Origin of the sequence: Lacibacter sp. (genome assembly GCF_035299325.1) — a bacterium.
Lineage (GTDB): Bacteria > Bacteroidota > Bacteroidia > Chitinophagales > Chitinophagaceae > Lacibacter.
Window position 1 is genome coordinate 167,789 of record NZ_DATGWT010000013.1, and the last position, 21,570, is coordinate 189,358.

16 protein-coding genes are annotated in these 21,570 nt (G+C 41.6%); all 16 read left to right on the forward strand.

The window, feature by feature from the left end; genetic code table 11:
* The first annotated feature begins 59 nt into the window (after positions 1-59).
* The 16 genes from VK159_RS08775 to VK159_RS08850 all read left to right on the forward strand — a co-directional run bounded on the left by VK159_RS08775 (position 60) and on the right by VK159_RS08850 (position 21,542).
* The gene (locus VK159_RS08775; RefSeq protein WP_324229754.1) at positions 60-3,215 is read left to right on the forward strand and encodes a TAT-variant-translocated molybdopterin oxidoreductase; all 3,156 of its coding nucleotides are present in this window, start codon (positions 60-62) and stop codon (positions 3,213-3,215) included.
* A 158-nt stretch (positions 3,216-3,373) separates the two neighbouring features.
* Positions 3,374-4,816, forward strand: a complete 1,443-nt coding sequence (nrfD, locus tag VK159_RS08780; RefSeq protein WP_324229755.1) for an NrfD/PsrC family molybdoenzyme membrane anchor subunit — start codon at positions 3,374-3,376, stop codon at positions 4,814-4,816.
* Between the two features lie 33 nt (positions 4,817-4,849).
* Positions 4,850-5,440, forward strand: a complete 591-nt coding sequence (locus VK159_RS08785; protein ID WP_324229756.1) for a DUF3341 domain-containing protein — start codon at positions 4,850-4,852, stop codon at positions 5,438-5,440.
* A 10-nt stretch (positions 5,441-5,450) separates the two neighbouring features.
* Positions 5,451-6,119: a cytochrome c gene (locus VK159_RS08790; RefSeq protein WP_324229757.1), complete on the forward strand. Its 669-nt coding sequence runs from the start codon at positions 5,451-5,453 to the stop codon at positions 6,117-6,119.
* 38 nt (positions 6,120-6,157) lie between these two features.
* On the forward strand, positions 6,158-7,435 hold the full coding sequence (locus VK159_RS08795) for a quinol:cytochrome C oxidoreductase (protein WP_324229758.1): 1,278 nt from the start codon (positions 6,158-6,160) through the stop codon (positions 7,433-7,435).
* A 52-nt stretch (positions 7,436-7,487) separates the two neighbouring features.
* A complete protein-coding gene (locus VK159_RS08800; RefSeq protein ID WP_324229759.1) occupies positions 7,488-8,591 on the forward strand; it encodes a cytochrome c oxidase subunit II in 1,104 nt (367 codons plus the stop codon).
* 35 nt (positions 8,592-8,626) lie between these two features.
* Positions 8,627-10,441, forward strand: coding sequence for a cytochrome c oxidase subunit I (locus VK159_RS08805; RefSeq protein WP_324229760.1), 1,815 nt, complete (start codon positions 8,627-8,629; stop codon positions 10,439-10,441).
* A gap of 36 nt (positions 10,442-10,477) precedes the next feature.
* Complete coding sequence (gene cyoE, locus VK159_RS08810) at positions 10,478-11,395, forward strand: heme o synthase (protein WP_324229761.1); 918 nt, start codon at positions 10,478-10,480, stop codon at positions 11,393-11,395.
* A 49-nt stretch (positions 11,396-11,444) separates the two neighbouring features.
* A complete protein-coding gene (locus VK159_RS08815; protein ID WP_324229762.1) occupies positions 11,445-12,014 on the forward strand; it encodes a cytochrome c oxidase subunit 3 in 570 nt (189 codons plus the stop codon).
* A 35-nt stretch (positions 12,015-12,049) separates the two neighbouring features.
* On the forward strand, positions 12,050-12,721 hold the full coding sequence (locus VK159_RS08820) for a cytochrome c oxidase subunit 3 (protein WP_324229763.1): 672 nt from the start codon (positions 12,050-12,052) through the stop codon (positions 12,719-12,721).
* Positions 12,722-12,758: 37 nt separating this feature from the next.
* Positions 12,759-13,196, forward strand: coding sequence for a cytochrome C oxidase subunit IV family protein (locus tag VK159_RS08825; protein WP_324229764.1), 438 nt, complete (start codon positions 12,759-12,761; stop codon positions 13,194-13,196).
* A gap of 81 nt (positions 13,197-13,277) precedes the next feature.
* Positions 13,278-13,976 carry an SCO family protein gene (locus VK159_RS08830; RefSeq protein WP_324229765.1) on the forward strand — a complete coding sequence of 233 codons (699 nt, stop codon included), beginning with the start codon at positions 13,278-13,280 and terminating at the stop codon, positions 13,974-13,976.
* 20 nt (positions 13,977-13,996) lie between these two features.
* A complete protein-coding gene (locus VK159_RS08835; RefSeq protein WP_324229766.1) occupies positions 13,997-14,569 on the forward strand; it encodes a DUF420 domain-containing protein in 573 nt (190 codons plus the stop codon).
* A gap of 288 nt (positions 14,570-14,857) precedes the next feature.
* Positions 14,858-18,367 carry a gliding motility-associated C-terminal domain-containing protein gene (locus tag VK159_RS08840; protein WP_324229767.1) on the forward strand — a complete coding sequence of 1,170 codons (3,510 nt, stop codon included), beginning with the start codon at positions 14,858-14,860 and terminating at the stop codon, positions 18,365-18,367.
* A gap of 51 nt (positions 18,368-18,418) precedes the next feature.
* Complete coding sequence (locus VK159_RS08845) at positions 18,419-19,444, forward strand: PorP/SprF family type IX secretion system membrane protein (RefSeq protein WP_324229768.1); 1,026 nt, start codon at positions 18,419-18,421, stop codon at positions 19,442-19,444.
* Positions 19,445-19,478: 34 nt separating this feature from the next.
* Positions 19,479-21,542 (forward strand): OmpA family protein, encoded by a 2,064-nt coding sequence (locus VK159_RS08850; protein WP_324229769.1) that lies wholly within the window; start codon positions 19,479-19,481, stop codon positions 21,540-21,542.
* Positions 21,543-21,570 lie beyond the last annotated feature (28 nt).

Here is a 21,570-nt window from a genome sequence, read left to right on the forward strand (position 1 = left end):
ATTTTTAATCCTGAGCGAAGTCGAAGGACAAATTTTCAAATTAGCTATCTACCAAGCATATGAGCAAGAAAAAATATTGGCAAAGTTTCGGAGAGCTGAACAATACAAAGGCATACATCAACGATGCGGAGAACGAGTTTAAAGAAGATCTCCCGTTTGAGATGGATGATAACGGAGCCAAAACGCCACGCCGTGATTTCTTAAAGTATCTCGGTTTCAGCACGGCTGCCGCTACATTGGCTGCCAGTTGTGAAATTCCCGTAAAAAAGGCCATTCCTTTTCTTAACAAACCTGCTGATATTGTTCCCGGTGTTGCGAATTATTATGCCACTACATTTATACAAGATGGTGATGTGGTGCCGGTATTAGCGAAAGTAAGAGACGGTCGTCCTATTAAACTGGAAGGAAACGAAATGGGTTTCACCAAAGGTGGTACTTCACAACGAGTGCAGGCTTCTGTACTTAGTTTGTACGACACTGCCCGTGTTCGTTACCCGATGGAGAAAGCAGGCGATGGTTTTAAAGAAGCTCCAACATACGAAGCAGTAGATAAAAAAATTGCCGCTGCTTTGGCAACTGTTGGAAGCAAACAAATTGTTTTATTAAGTTCTACATTGAATTCTCCTTCTGTTGCTGCTGTAATTGAAGAATTCAAAGCAAAATATCCAACGTTCAAGCATGTAACTTACGATGCTGTTTCATACAGCGGTATGTTGCAGGCAAACGAAGCATCATTTGGACAACGTGCAATTCCTTCTTATCATTTCGACCAGGCAAAAGTGATCGTAAGCTTTGGCGCCGATTTTCTTGGTACATGGTTGAGCCCGGTTGAATTTGCAAAGCAATATGCTACAGGTCGCAGGATCGATGAGAAGAACCCAACCATGAGCCGTCACTTCCAGTTTGAAGCGATGTACAGCATGACGGGTGCTAGTGCCGATGAGCGTTACACACACAAACCAAGTGAACTTGGTGCGGTGTTATTGAATTTATATGCAAAAGTTGGCGGTGCTGTTACAGCTCCTGCTATTACTGATAAACGTTTGGCTGCAGGTATTGATGCTGCTGCGAAAGAATTAGTAGCTGCCGGTGGGAACGCCTTAGTAGTAAGCCGCAGCAATAATGTAAATGCACAGATACTTGTAAACGCTATCAATGCACAAATTGGTGCATTAGGCAAAACAGTCAACTTCGGTACACCGGTTAACTACCGCAAGGGTGTTGATGCTGATATGGAACAACTGATTGCTGATATGAATGCCGGCAATGTTGGTGCTGTATTGGTACTCGGTGCAAACCCTGTTTATACTTACAACGACACAAAGAAATTTGTAGCAGCATGGAAGAAAGTTGCACTCACCGTTTCATTCAACGAACGTGAAGATGAAACAACTGCTGAGTGTAAATATGTTCTTCCTGATCATCATTATTTAGAAAGCTGGGGCGATGTTGAAGCAAAAGCTGGTTACCTCTCTTTCATTCAACCTACAATTCATCCGTTATTTAAAACAAGAGCTTTTGCAACTTCATTGTTGAAATGGAGTGGCAGCACTGTTGCGGATTACGAAACATATTTCAAGAATTACTGGATCACAAAACTCGGCGGGCAACTTGCTTTCGACAAAGCATTGCAGGATGGTGTAATTGAACCGGCTGCTCCTGTTGTTGCAGGTGCCTCATTTAACGCAGCTGCATTAACAGATGCCGTTGCTAAACTCAGTGCTGCAAAGAAAACAGGCAAGCATGAACTGGTGATCTATCAGAAAGTAAGTATTGGTGATGGTAAAATGGCCAACAACCCATGGTTGCAGGAAATGCCTGATCCAATTACACGTGCATGCTGGGATAACTATGCAATTATTTCTCCTGCATTGCAGAAGGAATTATTCCCCGACATGAATCTTGATACGTATGAGGTAGAGCCTCCTAAGCCTGTATTGAAAATTACTGTTGCAGGAAGAGAGCCAATTGAACTTCCATTGCTTATTGTACCCGGTACAAACGCCAACACGATTGCTATAGCAACCGGTTATGGACGAAGTGAAAAAGTGGGACGTGCGGCAAAAGGAGTGGGCAAAAACATTTATCCGTTTGCAAGCTTTAACGGGCAAACATATGATTACGCTGCTTTCGATGTAACAGTTGAAAAGACAGATAAGATGTATGACATTGCGCAGATGCAAACTCATAGCACTTATGGCAATCGTATTGAAGTAGTGAAGGAAACAAGTCTTGCGGTATTCAAAAAAGATCCGAAGCACTTCATCAACGAACGTATGGCCGAGTTGAAAGATTACGGTGGTACAGAAGGATTGGAAGAACAAGGAACCATGTATCCGGTGTTTGATAAGCCAGGTATTAAATGGGGAATGAGTTTAGATCTGAACTTGTGTAATGGTTGTGGCGCCTGTGTAGTTGCTTGTAGTGCAGAAAACAACGTTTCTGTTGTTGGCAAGACTCAGGTTGCGAAATATCACGATATGCATTGGTTACGTATCGACCGTTATTTCAGCGGTGATATGGAAAACCCGGATGTTGTGTTCCAGCCAATGCTTTGCCAACACTGCGATAACGCTCCTTGTGAGAACGTTTGTCCGGTAGCAGCAACCAACCACAGCAGTGAAGGTTTGAACCAGATGACGTATAACCGTTGTATCGGTACAAGATATTGTGCCAACAACTGTCCTTATAAAGTCCGTCGCTTTAACTGGCACGATTGGAATGGTGCCGATAGCTTTAAAGACAATCAGAATCCATTGGTAGAAAGCGGAAGAATCAATGAAGTAACACTGGATATGAATGATGATCTCACCCGTATGGTGTTGAATCCTGATGTTACTGTTCGTAGCCGTGGTGTAATTGAAAAATGTTCTTTCTGCGTACAACGCTTACAGGAATCAAAACTCAATGCTAAGAAAGAAAGCCGTCCACTGGTTGACAGTGATATCAAAACTGCATGTCAGCAAGCTTGTCCTACAAACGCTATCGTGTTTGGTAACGTGAATGACAAAGAAAGTGCGATTCGTAAAGTGCGTACAACTGAAGCTGCTAACCGTACTTATTATGTACTGGAGCAACTGCACGTATTGCCAAACGTAAGTTACATGGCGAAACTGCGTAATACCGACCGTACAGTTGGTAACGAAGAAGAAGGCGGACATGGTGAAGCGCATTCAGAAGCAAAAGAAGCAGCAACAACTGAAGCAGCACATTAATATCTGCTGTCATCCCGACGAAGGAGGGAGCTGTTGAACAGAGTTAAAAAAGTTGAAGAGTGCGACGCAACAGAAGACGAACAAAGAATCTGGAGCTAAGTACAAAACATAAAACCAAAGCTTACTGCGAAAGCTGAAAGCTAAAAGCGAAAACAAGTATGTCATTATTAAGGTACGAATCACAGGTTAGGGAACCATTGGTTGATGGTCACAAAACCTACCACGATGTTACAGAGGATATTTGTAAGCCGGTGGAAGCTGCTCCCACACGTTTGTGGTGGATCGGTTTCATTATTTCGGTGGCCCTCCTGTTGTTTGGTGTAGTGAGCCTTTACAAAGAGGTGGTGTACGGTACAGGTATGTGGAACCTGAATAAAACCATCGGATGGGGTTGGGATATCACCAACTTCGTATGGTGGGTAGGTATTGGTCACGCCGGTACGTTGATCTCTGCGATCTTGTTGCTCTTCCGTCAGGGATGGAGAACAGGTGTAAACCGTGCGGCAGAAGCCATGACCATCTTTGCGGTTATTTGTGCGGGCCAGTTCCCGATCTGGCACATGGGTCGTGTATGGATGGCTTTCTTTGTAATGCCTTATCCTAACTCACGTGGTCCTTTATGGGTAAACTTCAACTCACCCTTGTTGTGGGACGTATTTGCGATCTCTACTTACTTTACGGTATCTCTTTTATTCTGGTATAGTGGTTTGATTCCTGATATGGCCACTTTGCGTGACCGTGCTAAAAAGAAATGGGCAAAAGCATTTTATGGTGTTGCTTCTTTCGGATGGACAGGTTCAACCAAGCACTGGCAACGTCATGAAAGTTTATCACTGGTGTTAGCCGGTTTGAGTACGCCACTTGTATTATCAGTACACACGATCGTATCTTTTGACTTTGCCACGTCGGTTATTCCCGGTTGGCATACTACCATCTTCCCTCCTTATTTCGTTGCGGGTGCCATCTTCTCCGGTTTCGCCATGGTGCAAACCCTGATGTTGGTTACACGTAAGATCATGAACCTGGAAGATTATATTACCATCAGCCACATCGAAAACATGAACAAGGTTATTGTATTAACCGGTTCAATTGTGGGCTGTGCTTACTTAACTGAGTTGTTCATGGCATGGTACAGTGCTGTGAAGTACGAACAGGATATCTTCTTCAAATACCGGATTGCCGGTCCTTATGGATGGAGCTACTGGTTGATGATGACCTGTAACGTAATTACTCCGCAGTTGTTCTGGGTGAAGAAACTCCGCCGCAACATCGCCTTTACTTTCTTAATGAGTATTGTGGTGAACATTGGTATGTGGTTCGAGCGTTTTGTGATCATCGTGTCATCGCTCTACCGTGATTACCTTCCTTCTTCATGGTCGGTGTACTATCGTCCTACCATTTGGGAAGTTGGTTTCTACCTCGGATCATTTGGTTTGTTCTTTACCTGTTACTTCCTTTTCTCCAAATACTTCCCTGTAATTGCCATTGCTGAGATCAAACATATTCTCAAGAAAAATGGTGAAAGCTACAAGGAACAAATGGATCCGATTGAAGCACAATCAGTGGAAGAATTTGCACACGAACAGGTGCATGCACATTAATTGAATAAAACGGAAAGCTAAAAGCTAAAAAATATGTCTGTAAAAAAATTCGTAGTTGGCTGCTTTGATGATGAAAAAACGCTGTTCCCTGCGGTAAAAAATACACGCAAGGCAGGTTACAAGATTCATGATGTGTACACGCCTTTTCCAATTCATGGTTTAGATCATGCAATGGGTTTGCGTGATACCAGCCTACACACTGCCGGCTTCATTTATGGTATGACGGGTACAACCACCGCTCTAACATTTATGAGCTGGGTGTTTACCAAAGACTGGCCCTTGAATATTGGTGGTAAGCCTAATTTGCCGTTGCCAGCGTTTATTCCGATTGTGTTTGAATTAACGGTATTATGCGCTGCAGTAGGCATGGTGTTAACGTTCTGCTACCTGTGTCAGCTGGCACCGTTTGTGCGCAAAGATCACTTCCACCTGCGTGCAACAGATGATCTGTTTGTAATGCCGATTGAGGTTACAGAAAAAACAAACATCGAGGAAGTCAAAGCTTTCTTTAAAAGTGCAGGTGCAGTAGAAATATTTGAGAAAGATGCAGAAACAGGCTGGTGGCTTGGTCGTTACGACAAAACAAGAAAAGCATTTGAAAAAGAAGAAATCGTTACAGCATAAACATATTGAAATGCGTTCAACACAGATTGTTACAATTGGATTGGTTACAGTAGTATTGGCAGCAGCAGCCTGCAACAACGGCCCACGCCGTGATACAGGCAGAATCTATATGCCCGATATGGCTTACAGCCGTGCAGTAGAAACTTATGCTGATCACAGCCATTTAAAAGATGCTAATATTTACTACGATGCAACACCTGTTGCAGGAACAGTAAAACGTGGCGATGTTGCTTATTTCCCGTTGGCAATTGACAAAGCAGGTGATACAGCGAATTATGTTGCATCAAAGCAAATACAGAATCCTTTGCCAAAGCTGAGCGATAAAGAAATTATTGAAGCAGCAAGGTTGTATAAGATCAACTGTGGTATTTGTCATGGTGAGAAATTAGATGGCAATGGGCCTTTGTATAAAGGTGGTGATGGTCCATACCCTGCAAAACCTGCTACCCTGGTAGGTGATGCGAAGTATGAGAACATGTCTGAAGGACAGATGATGTATTCTGTTACCTATGGTAAAAACCTGATGGGTAGTTATGCATCTCAGCTTAGTACAAAGCAGCGTTGGATGATCATTCGCTACATTAAACAATTGCAACCGGGCGGTGCAACTATCTCAGCTCCTGCTGCAGATACAACAACTGCTGCTCCTGTTGCAGATACAACCAAGGCGTCGAAATAAGAATTACCAAACTAACATTCAACTATAAACGAAGTTCAATGGCACTGAAAGAACAATTTGAAATACCGGGCGGATTAAAAAAATGGAGCTATGCATTGATGGGTGTGGGTGTGTTAACACTCATACTGGGCATTATATTTCTGCATCCATTCTCCGGTGGTCATGGTGAAGAACATGGAGCTGAAGCATATGGTGCAACCAAATTCTGGATGGCATTAATGCAAAACAGTATCTATTGGTTATTGGTAGTTGCAGCGAGCTTCTTTTTTGTAGCTGCTACCACACTTGCACAGGCAGGGTTTCCGTTGGTGTTCCGTCGTGTGCCTGAAGCTATCTCCGGTGGTTTGAATGTGTTGGGTCCGATTACAGTTGTTATCCTGTTAGCTTACGTTTGGATCTCTGATGATCATCATATCTATCATTGGAAAGATGCAGCACATCTCGATGAAAAATTAAAAGCGAAAAGCGGATTCTTAAATCCTGTTTTCTATACAGTATTATCAATCACTGCAGTTGGTTTATGGATCTGGTTCCGTAACTGGTTCCGTAAAAATTCATTGGCTGAAGATCTTGCCGGCCAAGGCGATCGTTCTTTCTACTGGAAGTCGTTAAAAATTGCTGCTGCCTTCCTCGTTACGTATGGTTTAACTGTGTTGAGTACGTTGCCATGGATGTGGTTGATGAGTATCGATGCACATTGGTACAGCACTATGTATAGCTGGTACACATTTGCAAGCTCATGGGTTGCAGGTTTATCATTGATGATGTTGTTTGTGGTGTACCTGAAAAATCATGGTTACCTCGAATTTGTGAACGAAGAGCATATCCACGATATTGGTAAGTTCATGTTTGCATTCTCTATTTTCTGGACTTATCTCTGGTTCTCTCAGTTCATGTTGATCTGGTACAGTAACCAACCGGAAGAAACAGAATACTTTATTGACCGTTTAGGTTTTGGTGGCAAAGGCGATGGTCCATTCAGAGCAATGTTCTTGCTTAATTTGATCATTAACTTCCTTGCACCATTGCTTATTCTGATGCGTCGTGGTTCAAAACGTAACTATACAGTAGTAACATTAATGTCTGTGATCATCATCTTCGGTCACTGGTTAGATTTCTACCAAATGGTTACACCTGGTCCATTGAAAGAATTAGGTAAAGATTCAAACCCGATCAGTCATTTCGTGTACAGTTTGGGTGTGAGTGCCGGTTTCCTTGGTTTAGTGATTTATCTCACGGCAAAACACTTAACAAAAGCACCGTTATTACCGAAAAATCATCCGTTGGTGAAAGAAAGTATTATTCACCATACCTGATGATTGAACAAAGAAAAAAGAATTGACGAACTATAAATAATTTGCGCAAGCTATGACTACTACAACATATCTGATCATTGCAGCCGCCCTCCTGGTGTTCATTGTTATCTTCCAGATTGCGAAGGCCAGCGAGTATGTGAGTGTATTAAAAGGTGAAGAAACATCACGCAAACAAAACAACCGTATCAACGGCTTTATGCTGCTTGGTTTTATGATTGTAGGTTTCATTGGTGTGTACTACTGCAATAAGTTGTTGTACAAAACAACATTGTTCCCACAAGGATCTGCATCTGTTGAAGGTGAAAAGATCGATGAGATGTTCATGATCACAACTGCAGTTACAGGATTGGTATTCGTGATCACACAGTTCCTGTTGTTCTACTTCGCATGGAAATACCAGGAGAAAGAAGGCCGTAAAGCATTCTTCTTTCCACATAACAATAAGTTGGAATTGATCTGGACAGTTGTACCGGCTATCTTCTTAACTGTATTAGTTGTGTTTGGTTTGCGTTTCTGGTTCCGTATTACATCTGATGCTCCGAAAGGCGCACTTGAAGTGGAGATTGTTGGAAAGCAATTTGGCTGGATGATGCGTTACCCGGGTAAAGACAAGCAATTCGGTAAAACATATTTTAAAGTGATCAGTGATGAAAACAGCAATCCTTTCGGACAGATCTGGGAAGACAATGCTGATCTGAAACTGAAAGCAGATGCTACAAATTTTGATGATGTGGTAACCACACAAACCATGTACATTGTAAAAGACCGCCCGGTGAAACTGATCATTGGCAGTCGTGATGTAATTCATGATGTTGGTTTGAACCATTTCCGTTTAAAGATGGATGCGGTACCGGGTATTCCAACCACACTCTGGTTTACACCTAAGTACACAACCAAAGAAATGAAAGAGCGTACCGGTAATCCGAATTTTGCGTTTGAAATTTCCTGCGATCAGATGTGTGGTAACGGTCACTATTCAATGAAAGGTATTATTGAAGTAGTTACGCAGGAAGAGTTTGATATCTGGATGGCGAAGCAAAAGCCAAACTATTATGCGGCTTTTCCTGACAAGGATCCATCGGCTGTTAAACCTGCTGCTGATTCTACAGTAGCAGTACCTGCTGCAGTTAAGACAACTGTAGCCATGAATAAATAATTGTATAGTCAATAGAACTGAATAAAAAAGAGATTATGAGTAACGAGACATCACACGTACACACTTCAGTAGTAAGCGTTCCGCATGAAACGCATGATGAAGTGCATCATGGTCATCACCATGAAACGTTTTTGACGAAGTATGTATTCAGCCAGGATCATAAAACAATAGCAAAACAGTTTTTGATCACCGGTATGTTCTGGGCTTTATTAGGTGGTTTGTTCTCGGTTATTTTCCGTTTACAACTCGGCTACCCGGATGCAAAATTCCCCTGGATGGAAACACTCCTCGGCGAATGGGCAAAAGGCGGACAGTTACAAGCTGAAGCTTATTATGCATTAGTAACCATGCACGGAACGGTGTTGGTGTTCTTTGTATTAACTGCCGGTTTAAGTGGTACGTTCTCTAACTTCCTTATTCCTTTACAGGTTGGTGCAAGAGACATGGCATCACCATTCTTAAATATGCTTTCATACTGGTTCTTCTTTACTGCCAGTATCATCATGTTGTCTTCTTTGTTTGTACAAACCGGACCTTTCAGTGGCGGTTGGACAGCTTATCCTCCATTGAGTGCATTGGGTGAAGCATCACCCGGTTCTAAAGTGGGGATGGATCTATGGCTTGTGTCGATGGCCTTGTTCGTGGTATCATCTTTACTAGGTGGTTTGAACTATATCGCAACTGTATTGAACATGCGTACAAAAGGTATGAGCATGACAAGGTTGCCACTCACTATATGGGCATTCTTCTTTACAGCAGTATTGGGTGTATTATCATTCCCTGTATTGTTCTCAGGCTTTATCTTGTTGATCTTTGACCGTCACTTTGGAACAAGTTTCTACTTAAGTGATATCTATATAAACGGACAAGCCTTACCGAACGAAGGTGGTAGTGCAATTCTCTATCAACACTTGTTCTGGTTCTTAGGTCACCCTGAAGTATACATCATCCTTTTACCGGCGATGGGTATGGCATCAGAAATTTTATCAGTAAACAGCCGTAAACCAATCTTTGGTTACATGGCGATGATTGGTTCTTTGTTCGCCATCACAATCCTAGCGTTCCTTGTTTGGGCTCACCATATGTTTGTAACGGGTTTGAATCCGTTCCTCGGTGCGTTCTTCGTGTTGTTAACGTTGTTGATTGCGGTACCAAGTGCCATCAAAGTGTTTAACTGGTTAACGACTATCTGGAGAGGTAATATCCGCTTCACGCCAGCTATGCTTTTTGCATTGGGTTTTGTGAGCTTATTTATTTCAGGTGGTTTAACAGGTATCTTCCTTGGTAACTCAGCATTGGATATTCACCTGCATGATACGTATTTCGTAATTGCTCACTTCCATATTGTAATGGGTGTGGCAAGTATGTTCGGAATGTTTGCAGGTATCTATCATTGGTATCCTAAAATGTATGGCCGTTATCTCAACAACACACTCGGCTATATTCACTTCTGGGTAACGATGATCGGTGCTTACCTTATCTTCTGGCCAATGCACTATCAAGGGTTGGCAGGTGTGCCACGCCGTTACTACAAGTTCGATATCTGGGAATCATTCAAGCATTATGATGGATTGAATAAATTCATCAGTATAGTAGCCATCATTGTATTCCTGGTGCAAATACTGTTCATCTTTAACTTCTTCTACAGCATCTGGAAAGGTAGAAAAGTAACAACACAAAATCCTTGGGGTGCAAACACTTTGGAATGGACTACACCAATCAATCCTGGCCATGGTAACTGGGTTGGTGAAATTCCTGAAGTGCACCGTTGGGCATATGATTATGCAAAAGATGGAAAAGAGTTCATTCCGCAAACCACACCGGTTAGCGCTGATGAAAGCAAGCATTAATTGACAGACACAAAAGTGTCATTATGATAATACAAATTGAGCAATCAACCGGAAGATAAGAAACAGGTGAAGTCGGGAGTGATGGGCAAGATCGATGATTACAAGCAGCTCATCAAGTTTACGCTCAGTTTTACAGTGGTGTTCAGCAGTGTGATCGCATACATGCTTGCGCCCAATGTAGTAGAATATGATTTTGGAAGTATTCTGTTGTTATTGTTAGGTGGTATGTTGGTAACAGGTAGTGCCAATGCCATCAACCAGATAACAGAAAAAGATACAGACGCAGTGATGAAGCGAACAGGTAACAGGCCTGTAGCAAGTGGAAGAATGAGTGTGCAGGAAGCAACAGCATTTGCTTTTATTGCTGCAATAATTGGTTCTTTGATTTTATGGTTGTATTTCAGTTGGTATGCTGCGGGTTTAGCATTACTGAGTTTATTTATTTATGGGTTTGTTTATACGCCTTTGAAGAAAGTAAATTCTATTGCTGTACTGGTAGGTGCAATACCCGGCGCACTGCCATGCCTCATTGGCTGGGCAGCAGCTTATGATGGAGAAAACTTTTCATGGACGGGTGGATGGATTTTATTTGCCATCCAGTTCCTCTGGCAGTTTCCTCATTTCTGGGCAATAGCATGGGTGGCACACACAGATTACAGCAAAGCAGGATTCAAATTGCTGCCTTCGCAACAAGGACCAACTAAATTTACAGCCATTCAAACAGTGATTTATTCTTTGTTGATGATACCTGTGGGCATGTTACCGTTTTTCTTTAACATGAGTGGTGTTGTAAGCATGTGGGTACTCGTTGGCGCTAACCTGTTTATGGTTATACAATGTGTCAGGTTATATTTCAACATGGATGTAAAGAGTGCAAGAAGAGTAATGTTCAGCAGCTACATTTATTTACCAATTGTATTGCTTGCATTACTGGCCGATAAGCTTGCACTGTAATAATTGAAAAGAAACTGCTTCGGCAGTAATGATAAAAAGCGTTTGAAAGATGGAGAAGGTTATGAGTAGCGAACGAACACAAAAAATGCATCCGCATAAGTTTACCTTATGGATTGCCATTGGAAGTATCACAATGATGTTTGCCGGTTTCACCAGCGCATACATTGTAAAGAGTAACCAGGCAGGTTGGGAAGCTGTGCAAGTGCCGAAGATCTTTTATTTATCAACTGCATTAATCGTTGCAAGCAGTATCACTATTTTTCTTGCTCAAAAAGCGATGGCTGCAAGAGAAATGGCGAGATACCGTTTGCTCATCTCGGTAACTGCAGTATTAGGGTTAGCATTTGTAGCAACACAGTTCATTGGTTTTTCTGAACTGTGGGCAAGCAAAATAACATTTAAGGATAGTGTGGCGGGATCGTTCTTTTATATCATAACCGGTGTGCATGCTTTGCATGTAGTTGGCGGTATCATTGCACTGGTGGTTTTATTTTTGCGTGCATATAATACCAAAACAAAATTCTACAGTACGGCGCCTGTTGAAACAGCCGGTTTGTATTGGCATTTTGTTGATCTCTTATGGATCTACCTGTTTGCATTTTTCTTACTGGTATCCTGAGCGTAAATTTTTTGAGAACAATTAAAAACAGATAAATGGCACAAACAGTAGCAGCAAACACAAAATGGTGGAGTGGCGGTAAAAGCCCCTTCAATGTGGAGTATGGCAAGTTGATGATGTGGTATTTCTTAATGAGTGATGCGTTTACATTCGGCGCATTTTTGATTGCGTACGGTACAGTACGTGTATCCAGTATTTCATGGCCCGATCCAAACTTTGTGTTTCAGTCCTTCCCGTTTTTAGGTAATGGATTGCCATTGGTGTTTGTGAGTTTAATGACATTTATCCTCATTGTAAGTTCTGTTACAATGGTACTTGCAGTACATGAAGGTCATCATGGAAATAAGAAAGGTGTGGTTAAATGGATGATCTGGACTATCGTTGGTGGATTGGCGTTCTTAAGTTGCCAGGCATGGGAATGGAATCACTTACACCATGAAGGTGCATGGTGGGGTCGCAATCCTTTCCCGAATGCAGATGGTACTGTTGCTTCAAGCAATTTTGCTAACTTCTTTTTTACTATTACAGGTTTCCACGGTTTCCACGTATTTTCCGGTGTGGTGATCAACATAATTGTAACCATCATGGCATGGCGTGGTGTGTTTGAAAGAAGAGGTCATTACCTCATGATCGAGAAGATCGGTTTATACTGGCACTTTGTAGATCTCGTGTGGGTGTTTGTATTCTTATTCTTCTATCTTGTTTAACTCTATTCAATAACTATCATTCAGAAATAATTTATATATGGAACATCAAACATTTGGCGGTGAAGTAACAATGCCCCACGATGCACCGGGCGATGATTCGAAAAAAAGGATCTGGCGAACAACCTGGATTCTTTCAGGCATTACCATCGTTGAACTTGCACTCGGTTATTTATTATACGGAACTGATTTCAGCGCAGGATTAGATATTGCGATTAAAGGGATCATTGTTATCCTTTCTTTGGCGAAAGCATTTTATATCGTTTCTATTTTCATGCACCTTGGTGATGAGATCCGTAATTTGATCATGACCATTGTTGTACCGTTGGCTTTGTTCATCTGGTTCATCATTGCATTTTTGTGGGATGGTGATTCATGGAAAAATCTCCGTAATGAATATCGTCCGAAAGATCCGGTTAAGTACGAACAGAAAGTTGAACCGGCACACGGCGGAGCTCATGAAGGTGGGTTGAAATAATTATTTTATCTGATTCATATTCGTCCCGGTTTTCCTTCGTGGAGTATCGGGACGATTTTTTTAGCAGCGAATGAAAAGTGTATGAGTAAAAAAGGAATTTTTGGTTTATTACTGGCTGTTGGTATCCCCGTTACAGCTTATCTTATCGTGAAGTACCAGAGCGAAGGTGTTGTGGATATGCCCCGTCACTATTTTTTTGACTCGGTAACAGAAAAAACAGTGAAGGGAAAGCTGGTGAAAGATACTGTATGGCATAAAGTTGACAACTTCACGTTTACGAATCAATTAGGGAAAACAGTAAGTGTTGATTCGTTGAAAGGGAAAATATTGGTAGTGGATTATTTTTTTACACGTTGCCCCAATCCATGTCCCACGCTTACTCGTAATATGAAGAAGATGCAGGATGCATTTCTGAAGACAGATTCACTGGTGCATTTTATTTCGTTAACGGTTGATCCGGCAAGAGATACTGTGGAAGCACTGAAACGTTATGCGGATAAATATAAAGTGAGGCATAACAACTGGTGGTTTTTAACTGGCGATAAACAAACCATTTACAAGCTTGCCTATGATGAATTTAAAGCGGCAACCATTGATGGAGGAGAAGTTGATACAGCTTTTCTTCACACGAATAAATTTTATCTGCTAGATAAAGATCGTGTAATACGTGGCTGGTACGATGGAACCGATTCCATTGCAATGGCAAAGATGGCAAGAGATATTGGATTGTTGTTTTTGGAAAAAGACAAAAAGAAAAAGCGAAACCTGTTCCGTAAATAACGCTATAAGAATAAACAACTATGTCGTACAGTAGAGAACACAAACGTGGAAAATTACCACCGGCGATTGAAAAGAATGATAAACTGGCATACATCCTGATTTTTGCGGTGAGCATTATTGTATTTGTAGCAGTAGCTTTCCTTAGTCGTATAGAGCTGAATATTAATCTTGGTTTTGATAAACACATTTTTGCAAGGTTTAATGCATTGATCAATACGTTTGTTGCTTTACTGTTACTGGGTGCGTTGTTTGCAGTTAAAGACAAACGTTACCGTACGCATAAGAAACTAATGCTTTGGGCAATTGGTTTTTCAGTGATGTTTCTGGTGTCGTATATCTGTCATCATTTATTTACAGGTGAAACAAGTTATGGAGGATCGGGTCTTGTTAAAATTGTCTATTACTTTATTCTCATCACACATATTATTCTTGCCGGATTGATCCTTCCTTTTATTTTATTTACTGCTTACCGTGGACTTACCGCTGAGTTTCATAAACACAAGAAACTTGCACGTATTACATGGCCATTGTGGCTTTATGTTGCTGTTACCGGTGTAATTGTGTTTTTAATGATAAGCCCTTATTACAGCTAAAGGTTTTTTGAACTATTCCCTTTTGTCAATTTTGAATTATCTGCGCAGTTCGTAGTTATCAGTGTGTACATAGGTTAGTTAACTGTGAAATCAGCATTGTAAAAAAGTAATTGCTGCAAAGCTTAATACGTTTTTTGATCATGAAGAGTACTCATTTTCGTGTTCCCGACACCGTAAGTAGAAACACACATTTTTTAAGGAAAAATACTGTATCGCTTTAAAAAGTATAATGATTGTGTTATGTTTATGCGTTAATTCTCCGTATTAACCTGAACTAACAGCTAAAAAATGAACCCAAAAAATCCAATTTCCTTTACAGGAACAATATTGTTTCTGTTACTTTCATTCTTTTCACAAGCCCAATCATTTGGAACATTTGCATCTGCAAGAAGTGCCAACAGTAATCAATCCGATTATACTGTAGCGGGTTTTTCCCCGAACGTATTTGATAATGCCAGCACTATTGCATTTACACTTGGTGATTTCCCTTTGTTGAGTAATTGGAATCTTACTGATGACCAAATTACTACTGCAAACAATCATGCTTTTTTTGCACCTACCATTTCAAGTTCCAATCCTACTACCTGTAACGGAACAGACGGATCGGTAACGATCAATGGATTAATACCCGGTACCAGTTACGATATTAATTACACCGATGATGGCAATGCTGTTGGTCCAGTTGCTATTGTTGCAAATGGTGCAGGCCAGGCAACCATTACCGGTCTGAACGCAGGTGTGTATGCAGGATTTACAATCACAGAAAACGGAAATACAACCAACTTGTTTTCCGGGGTGATCTTATCAAACCCAATCATTGTTCCTTCGTTCACAGCAATACCGCCTTTCTGTTCAGGCACAACAGCACCAATATTACCAACAACATCAAACAATGGTCTTACTGGTACATGGAGCCCGGCAACAGTAAGTAATACTGCAAGTGGTTCTTACACATTTACACCAGCCCCTGGACAATGTGGTTTGCCTGTAACGATCAATATTACGGTAACACCACGCACCACACCAACATTCAGTTTTACAACAAGTATTTGTGAAGGTGCAACAGCTCCTGTTTTACCATCAACATCAAACAACGGTGTGAATGGTGCCTGGAGCCCGTCATTAGTTAGCAATACAGCCAGCGGTTCTTATACATTCACCCCCGATCCGGGTGTTTGTGCAAATCCTGTAACGATCAATGTAACTGTAACACCAAATGTTACACCATCGTTTAGTTTTGCAACAAGCATTTGCGAAGGCGTAACTGCTCCGGTGCTTCCACCAACATCAAATAACGGTGTGAATGGAACGTGGAGTCCATCAACAGTAAGCAATACAGCAAGTGGTTCTTATACATTTACGCCAACAGCAGGACAGTGTGCAAATCCTGTAACGATCAATGTAACTGTAACACCAAATGTAACACCAACGTTTAGTTTTGCAACAAACATTTGCGAAGGCGCAACAGCTCCTGGACTTCCTTCAACATCAGACAATGGAGTTACTGGTACATGGAGTCCTGCAACAGTAAGTAATAGCACAAGTGGTTCTTATACGTTTACACCAACTGCCGGGTTGTGCGCACTTCCTGTTACAATTAATGTAACGGTTACACCAAATGTTACACCCACTTTCAGCTTTGCAACAACAATTTGTAATGCTGCAACTGCTCCCATACTTCCAACAACATCAGATAATGGCGTTACCGGTACATGGAGTCCATCAACAGTAAGCAATACCGCCAGTGGTTCATATACGTTTACACCAACAGCCGGGTTGTGTGCGCTTCCTGTTACTGTTAATGTAACAGTAACTCCGAATGTTACACCAACGTTTAGCTTTACAACAAGCATTTGCGAAGGCGCAACAGCTCCTTTGCTACCAACAACATCAGATAATGGCGTTACCGGTACATGGAGTCCATCAACAGTAAGCAATACCGCCAGCGGCTCGTATACATTTACGCCAACAGCAGGGCTGTGTGCGTTACCCGTAACAGTTAATGTAACAGTTACACCAAACGTTACACCAACATTCAGTTTTGCTACAACAATATGTAGTGGCGCAACAGCTCCTTTGTTACCAACAACATCAGATAATGGCGTTACCGGTACATGGAGTCCATCAACAGTAAGTAATACAGCCAGTGGTTCCTATACGTTTACACCAACAGCAGGGCTGTGTGCGTTACCTGTTACAGTTAATGTAACAGTTACACCGAACGTTACGCCAACATTCAGTTTTGCTACAACAATATGTAGTGGCGCAACAGCTCCTTTGTTACCAACAACATCAGATAATGGCGTTACTGGTACGTGGAGTCCATCAACAGTAAGCAATACAGCAAGTGGTTCTTATACATTTACACCAACAGCCGGGTTGTGTGCGCTTCCTGTTACAATTAATGTAACGGTTTCACCAAATGTTACACCAACGTTTAGTTTTGCAACAAGCATTTGCGAAGGCGCAACAGCACCAGCACTTCCGTTAACATCAAACAACGGGGTCACTGGTACATGGAGCCCATCAACAGTAAGTAATACCACAAGTGGTTCTTATACGTTTACACCAACGGCGGGCCTATGCGCACTGCCGGTTACAGTTAATGTAACGGTTAACCCGATACTTGCACCAACATTTAGCTTTGGTGCAACGTTAAGTATCTGTAACGGTTCAGCTGCTCCTGCATTACCAAACACATCAACAAATGGTATCGCCGGTACCTGGAGCCCTGCAACAATCAGTAACACAACAAGCGGCACTTATACCTTTACACCAAACGCAGGACAGTGCGGAACAAGCGCAACATTGAACGTTACTGTTGTTGCAAACACAGTTCCAACATTTAGTTTTGGAACAACACTTACTATTTGTTCTGGCGGAACAGTTCCTGCCCTGCCAAATACTTCTGATAATGGGGTAAGCGGAACATGGAGTCCTTCAACAGTAAGCAACACTGCAAACGGTACTTATACCTTTACACCAACAGCAGGTGTTTGTGCAACTACACAAACATTCACTGTTACAGTGAATCCAATTGTTACACCAACATTCAGCTTTGGAACAACTGCTTCTATTTGTGTGGGTGCAGCTGTTCAGGCGCTGCCAACAACATCTGTAAATAATATAACAGGTACATGGACTCCTGCAACAGTAAGCAGCGCAACAGCAGGAACAACTATTTATACCTTTACACCAACAGCAGGACAATGTGCAGTTGCACAAACTTATACTGTTGAAGTAAGTACAGTACCAACAGTAACTGTTCCGGCAAATATTACGGTGAACGATGGTACACTTGTGCCAGCAACAAACTTTACAATTACACCTGCAGGCGCATCTGTAACATGGACCAACTCAAACCCTGCAATTGGTTTAGCAGCATCTGGTACTGGTAATGTGCCACAGTTTACTGCAACCAATTCTGGCAATACAGATATCACGGCAACAATAACTGTTACACCACGTAACAACGGTTGTATCGGTACGCCGAGAACTTATACCATTACCGTAAAAGCATTGGATAAAGGAGTATTTGTGCCGAATGTGTTCTCACCAAACAATGATGGCAAGAACGACAGGGTGATGATCTATGGTAATTATATCAACAAAGTGGAGATGCGCATCTTTAACCAGTGGGGCCAGCAGGTTGCCTTCCTCAACAGTCAAACACAAGGTTGGGATGGAACACATAAAGGCAAACCGCAACCGGTGGGTGTGTATGTGTATGCATTACGTGCAGTGATGACCGATGGCCGCACTGTTGATCTCAAAGGCTCAATTACACTAGTTCGATAAAATACTATTAACCTGATAACCATATTTAAAATCTTATATCTGTTCAATACAATGAAAAATAAATTCATCACACAACACGGTTTGCTTACAGCATGTCTGTTGATGCTCGGCATGCTTCAATCGGTTGCCCAGACAGATCCGCATTTTACACAGAACTACACCTATCCCATGTATACCAACCCGGCAATGACGGGCGGCAGTGATGGAGATTACAGAATATCTGCAGTGTACCGCAATCAGTGGGGAAGTGTAACTAATCCATACAGCACTACCGGCTTATCGTTCGATACACGAACAAATAAAAACATTGCAGTAGGTATCAACTTAATGAATCAAAAAGCGGGTGATGGTGGCTTTAACTATTTCAACGCTTATGGTTCTGTTGCATACACCGGTGTAAAGTTTGGAGCAGATAATAATCACCGTTTAGTGTTGGCGATACAAGCCGGTTTAATTAACCGTAAAGTAGATCAATCAAAATTCAAATGGGGTGACCAATGGAATCCTATTACAGGGTATAATGCTTCTAATGCAACAAGCGAATCATTTGCAAATACAAATTCCACTACGTTTGATGCAGGTGCAGGTGTTTTGTATTATGATGCAACGCCTGATAAGAAAACAAATGCATTTGCTGGGCTTTCAGTTTTTCATATCAATCGACCGAAAGATCCGATCATTTCAGCACAAAGTGTAAGTCTTAATACCATTCCATTGCGTTATGTGCTGCACGGTGGTTTAAGTTTTAATTTATCTGAACGTACCAGCATTGTGCCGCATGTATTGTATATGCAACAGGGCACAGCTATGGAAGCAATGATTGGAACATACGTACAGCTGAATGTAAATGAAGAAACTGATTTTATGTTTGGCGGCTACTATCGTTTGAAAGATGCCATTGCTCCTTTTGTTGGAGTTGACTGGAAAAATTTTATTGTGGGATTGAGTTATGATGTGAATGCTTCGAAGCTGGGATCAATGACAAGAAATGTAAACAGTTTTGAATTAAGTCTTTCATATATCAAACGCAGCGGAACCAGAAGCATCTTTGACTGGATCCGTTGCCCACGTTTATAATCTTATTGAAGTGAATGTTAAACCTAAAGAAAAAATGAAACCCAATATCTCTCTTCAACAAAAAGCTTCTACAATGAACATTGTATATAAAACCGCAGGAAAAATTGTTCTTTCGGCAATGGCCTGCACTCTCTTTGTACAAACACAAGCACAGGACAAACGTATTGTTCAGGCCAATGCCTATTATGCATCTGGTGATTATTATACAGCCGCACAGTTGTATGAGCAATTTCTGAAACCCGGTGCCAAAGAAAAATCAAAAGCTGATTTTCCGCTCAATGCAAAACGCAACAGCCAGGGAAGTGGCATGGGCAAAGGCGTAACAAAAAATGACATCATTTATAAACAGGCTGAAAGTTTTCGCCTGGCAAATTATTTTCCGCAAGCGGCAGAGCGTTACAAAACTGTTGCAGAACAGGAGCCATCAAAGTATAATGATGCATGGTACTGGTACGGAGTATGTCAGCGCAGTCTTGGTAAATATGATGATGCAGCGGAAAGTGTGAATCGCTTTCTCAGCAATGTAACTGCCAACGATCCGTTGAAAGCAGCTGCAGAAAATGAATTGCAAACATTGAAGTTTATCAAAACACAATTGGTGCGTCCTGATACGGTTATGTACACGCTTAATAAAACATCTCTTTCAAACGGTACAGGTAAGGGTGTATTTGCTGCCACGCATTTAGGAGGTAATCAATTTTTGATCACAAGCACTGAAACAGATACTGCAGCAACAGCAGGTGTAAATCCATATCACAGTCGTGTATTTGCTGCAACATTGGAGAACAATGAATTTAAAGTTGGCGAGAGTGTTTCTCTTCCAACAAGTGAAGCAGCCATTAACCAGGGAGCTGCGAGTGTAAGCGCCGATGGCAATCGTATTTATTTCACGCAATGGAAAAACAGCAATAGTCGTAAGAGTTCTGCCATCTATCTTGTAACAAAACAAGGTGAAGGATGGAGCACACCTGTTGCGCTAACATCAGTGAACGCAGAAGGCCACAGCAGCAAACAACCTTATGTTTCTACTGATGGAAAATATTTATTCTTCTCATCTGATCGCCCCGGTGGCGCAGGTGGTTTTGATATCTGGTATGCTCCTTTACAAGCCGACGGTACAACAGGTGAAGCCGTAAACACAGGTGCTGTTATTAATACAGCAGCTGATGAGCAAGCTCCTTTCTATCACAGCTACAGCAGTACGCTTGTTTTTTCTTCGAACGGAAAACAGGGAATGGGTGGGTATGATCTCTTTACAGCAAAAGGTTGGGAAACTGCCTGGAAGCAAGTAGAAAATATGGGACATCCGGTTAACTCAATAAGAGATGATGTGTACTATCATACAAATGATAAATCATCAGTATTGCGCAATGCAGTATTCAGTTCTGATCGTGGATCAGAATGTTGCCTGGAAACATATACTGTAAGTAAAGCACCGAAGAAGAAGATCATTACCGGACTGGTGATCGATAAAAAAGATAATCAGCCAATAAGCGGCGCAACAGTATTGATCAATGCAGGCGGTAAACAACTGAAGTCAACGACTGATGCAACTGGCCGTTATACAGTTGAAGTGGATACCGATGTTACAGGAAATGTAACGGTAAGTAAGCATCGCTACAGCGAAAAACAAAGCGATATTACAATTGTAAATACTGACGAAAAAGACTGGAGCACTGATAAGTTTACAAATAAAGACGTTGTGCTTGAACGCAAAATCATTCTTACGCCTGAAACGGTTGTAACTGTTTACTTTGATTTTGATAAGCATAACATTAAAGATGATGCAGCATTCAAACTCGATTCATTGTATGATATCCTCGTGAAAAACCCGGGAGCCATTGTACAGATCAGCGGTTACACCGATGGTTTAGGTACAGTTGAATACAACAAAGTACTTTCAGATAAGCGTGCAAAAGCGTGTGCAGATTACCTTATTGCAAAAGGATTGGATACAGCACGTATCAACTTTGAATCGTTTGGTGAATGTTGCCCACTGGAAATGGAAGTGATCAATGGTCGTGATAATGCCGATGGCCGTGCGAAGAACAGAAGAGGGTTGATCAATATTTCTTATCCGCCGAAGGAAGAAGAATAAGATTGATAGGATAAATTTAAGCCGCATT

Excerpts from the sequence above, each read along its gene's own strand:
- VK159_RS08835 (WP_324229766.1), top strand. The coding sequence starts at position 13,997 with ATGTCGTACAGTAGAGAACACAAACGTGGAAAATTACCACCGGCGATT.
- VK159_RS08790 (WP_324229757.1), top strand. The coding sequence starts at position 5,451 with ATGCGTTCAACACAGATTGTTACAATTGGATTGGTTACAGTAGTATTG.
- VK159_RS08845 (WP_324229768.1), top strand. The coding sequence starts at position 18,419 with ATGAAAAATAAATTCATCACACAACACGGTTTGCTTACAGCATGTCTG.
- VK159_RS08825 (WP_324229764.1), top strand. The coding sequence starts at position 12,759 with ATGGAACATCAAACATTTGGCGGTGAAGTAACAATGCCCCACGATGCA.
- VK159_RS08795 (WP_324229758.1), top strand. The coding sequence starts at position 6,158 with ATGGCACTGAAAGAACAATTTGAAATACCGGGCGGATTAAAAAAATGG.
- VK159_RS08815 (WP_324229762.1), top strand. The coding sequence starts at position 11,445 with ATGGAGAAGGTTATGAGTAGCGAACGAACACAAAAAATGCATCCGCAT.
- VK159_RS08830 (WP_324229765.1), top strand. The coding sequence starts at position 13,278 with ATGAGTAAAAAAGGAATTTTTGGTTTATTACTGGCTGTTGGTATCCCC.
- VK159_RS08800 (WP_324229759.1), top strand. The coding sequence starts at position 7,488 with ATGACTACTACAACATATCTGATCATTGCAGCCGCCCTCCTGGTGTTC.
- VK159_RS08805 (WP_324229760.1), top strand. The coding sequence starts at position 8,627 with ATGAGTAACGAGACATCACACGTACACACTTCAGTAGTAAGCGTTCCG.
- VK159_RS08775 (WP_324229754.1), top strand. The coding sequence starts at position 60 with ATGAGCAAGAAAAAATATTGGCAAAGTTTCGGAGAGCTGAACAATACA.
- VK159_RS08820 (WP_324229763.1), top strand. The coding sequence starts at position 12,050 with ATGGCACAAACAGTAGCAGCAAACACAAAATGGTGGAGTGGCGGTAAA.
- nrfD (WP_324229755.1), top strand. The coding sequence starts at position 3,374 with ATGTCATTATTAAGGTACGAATCACAGGTTAGGGAACCATTGGTTGAT.
- VK159_RS08785 (WP_324229756.1), top strand. The coding sequence starts at position 4,850 with ATGTCTGTAAAAAAATTCGTAGTTGGCTGCTTTGATGATGAAAAAACG.
- VK159_RS08840 (WP_324229767.1), top strand. The coding sequence starts at position 14,858 with ATGAACCCAAAAAATCCAATTTCCTTTACAGGAACAATATTGTTTCTG.
- VK159_RS08850 (WP_324229769.1), top strand. The coding sequence starts at position 19,479 with ATGAAACCCAATATCTCTCTTCAACAAAAAGCTTCTACAATGAACATT.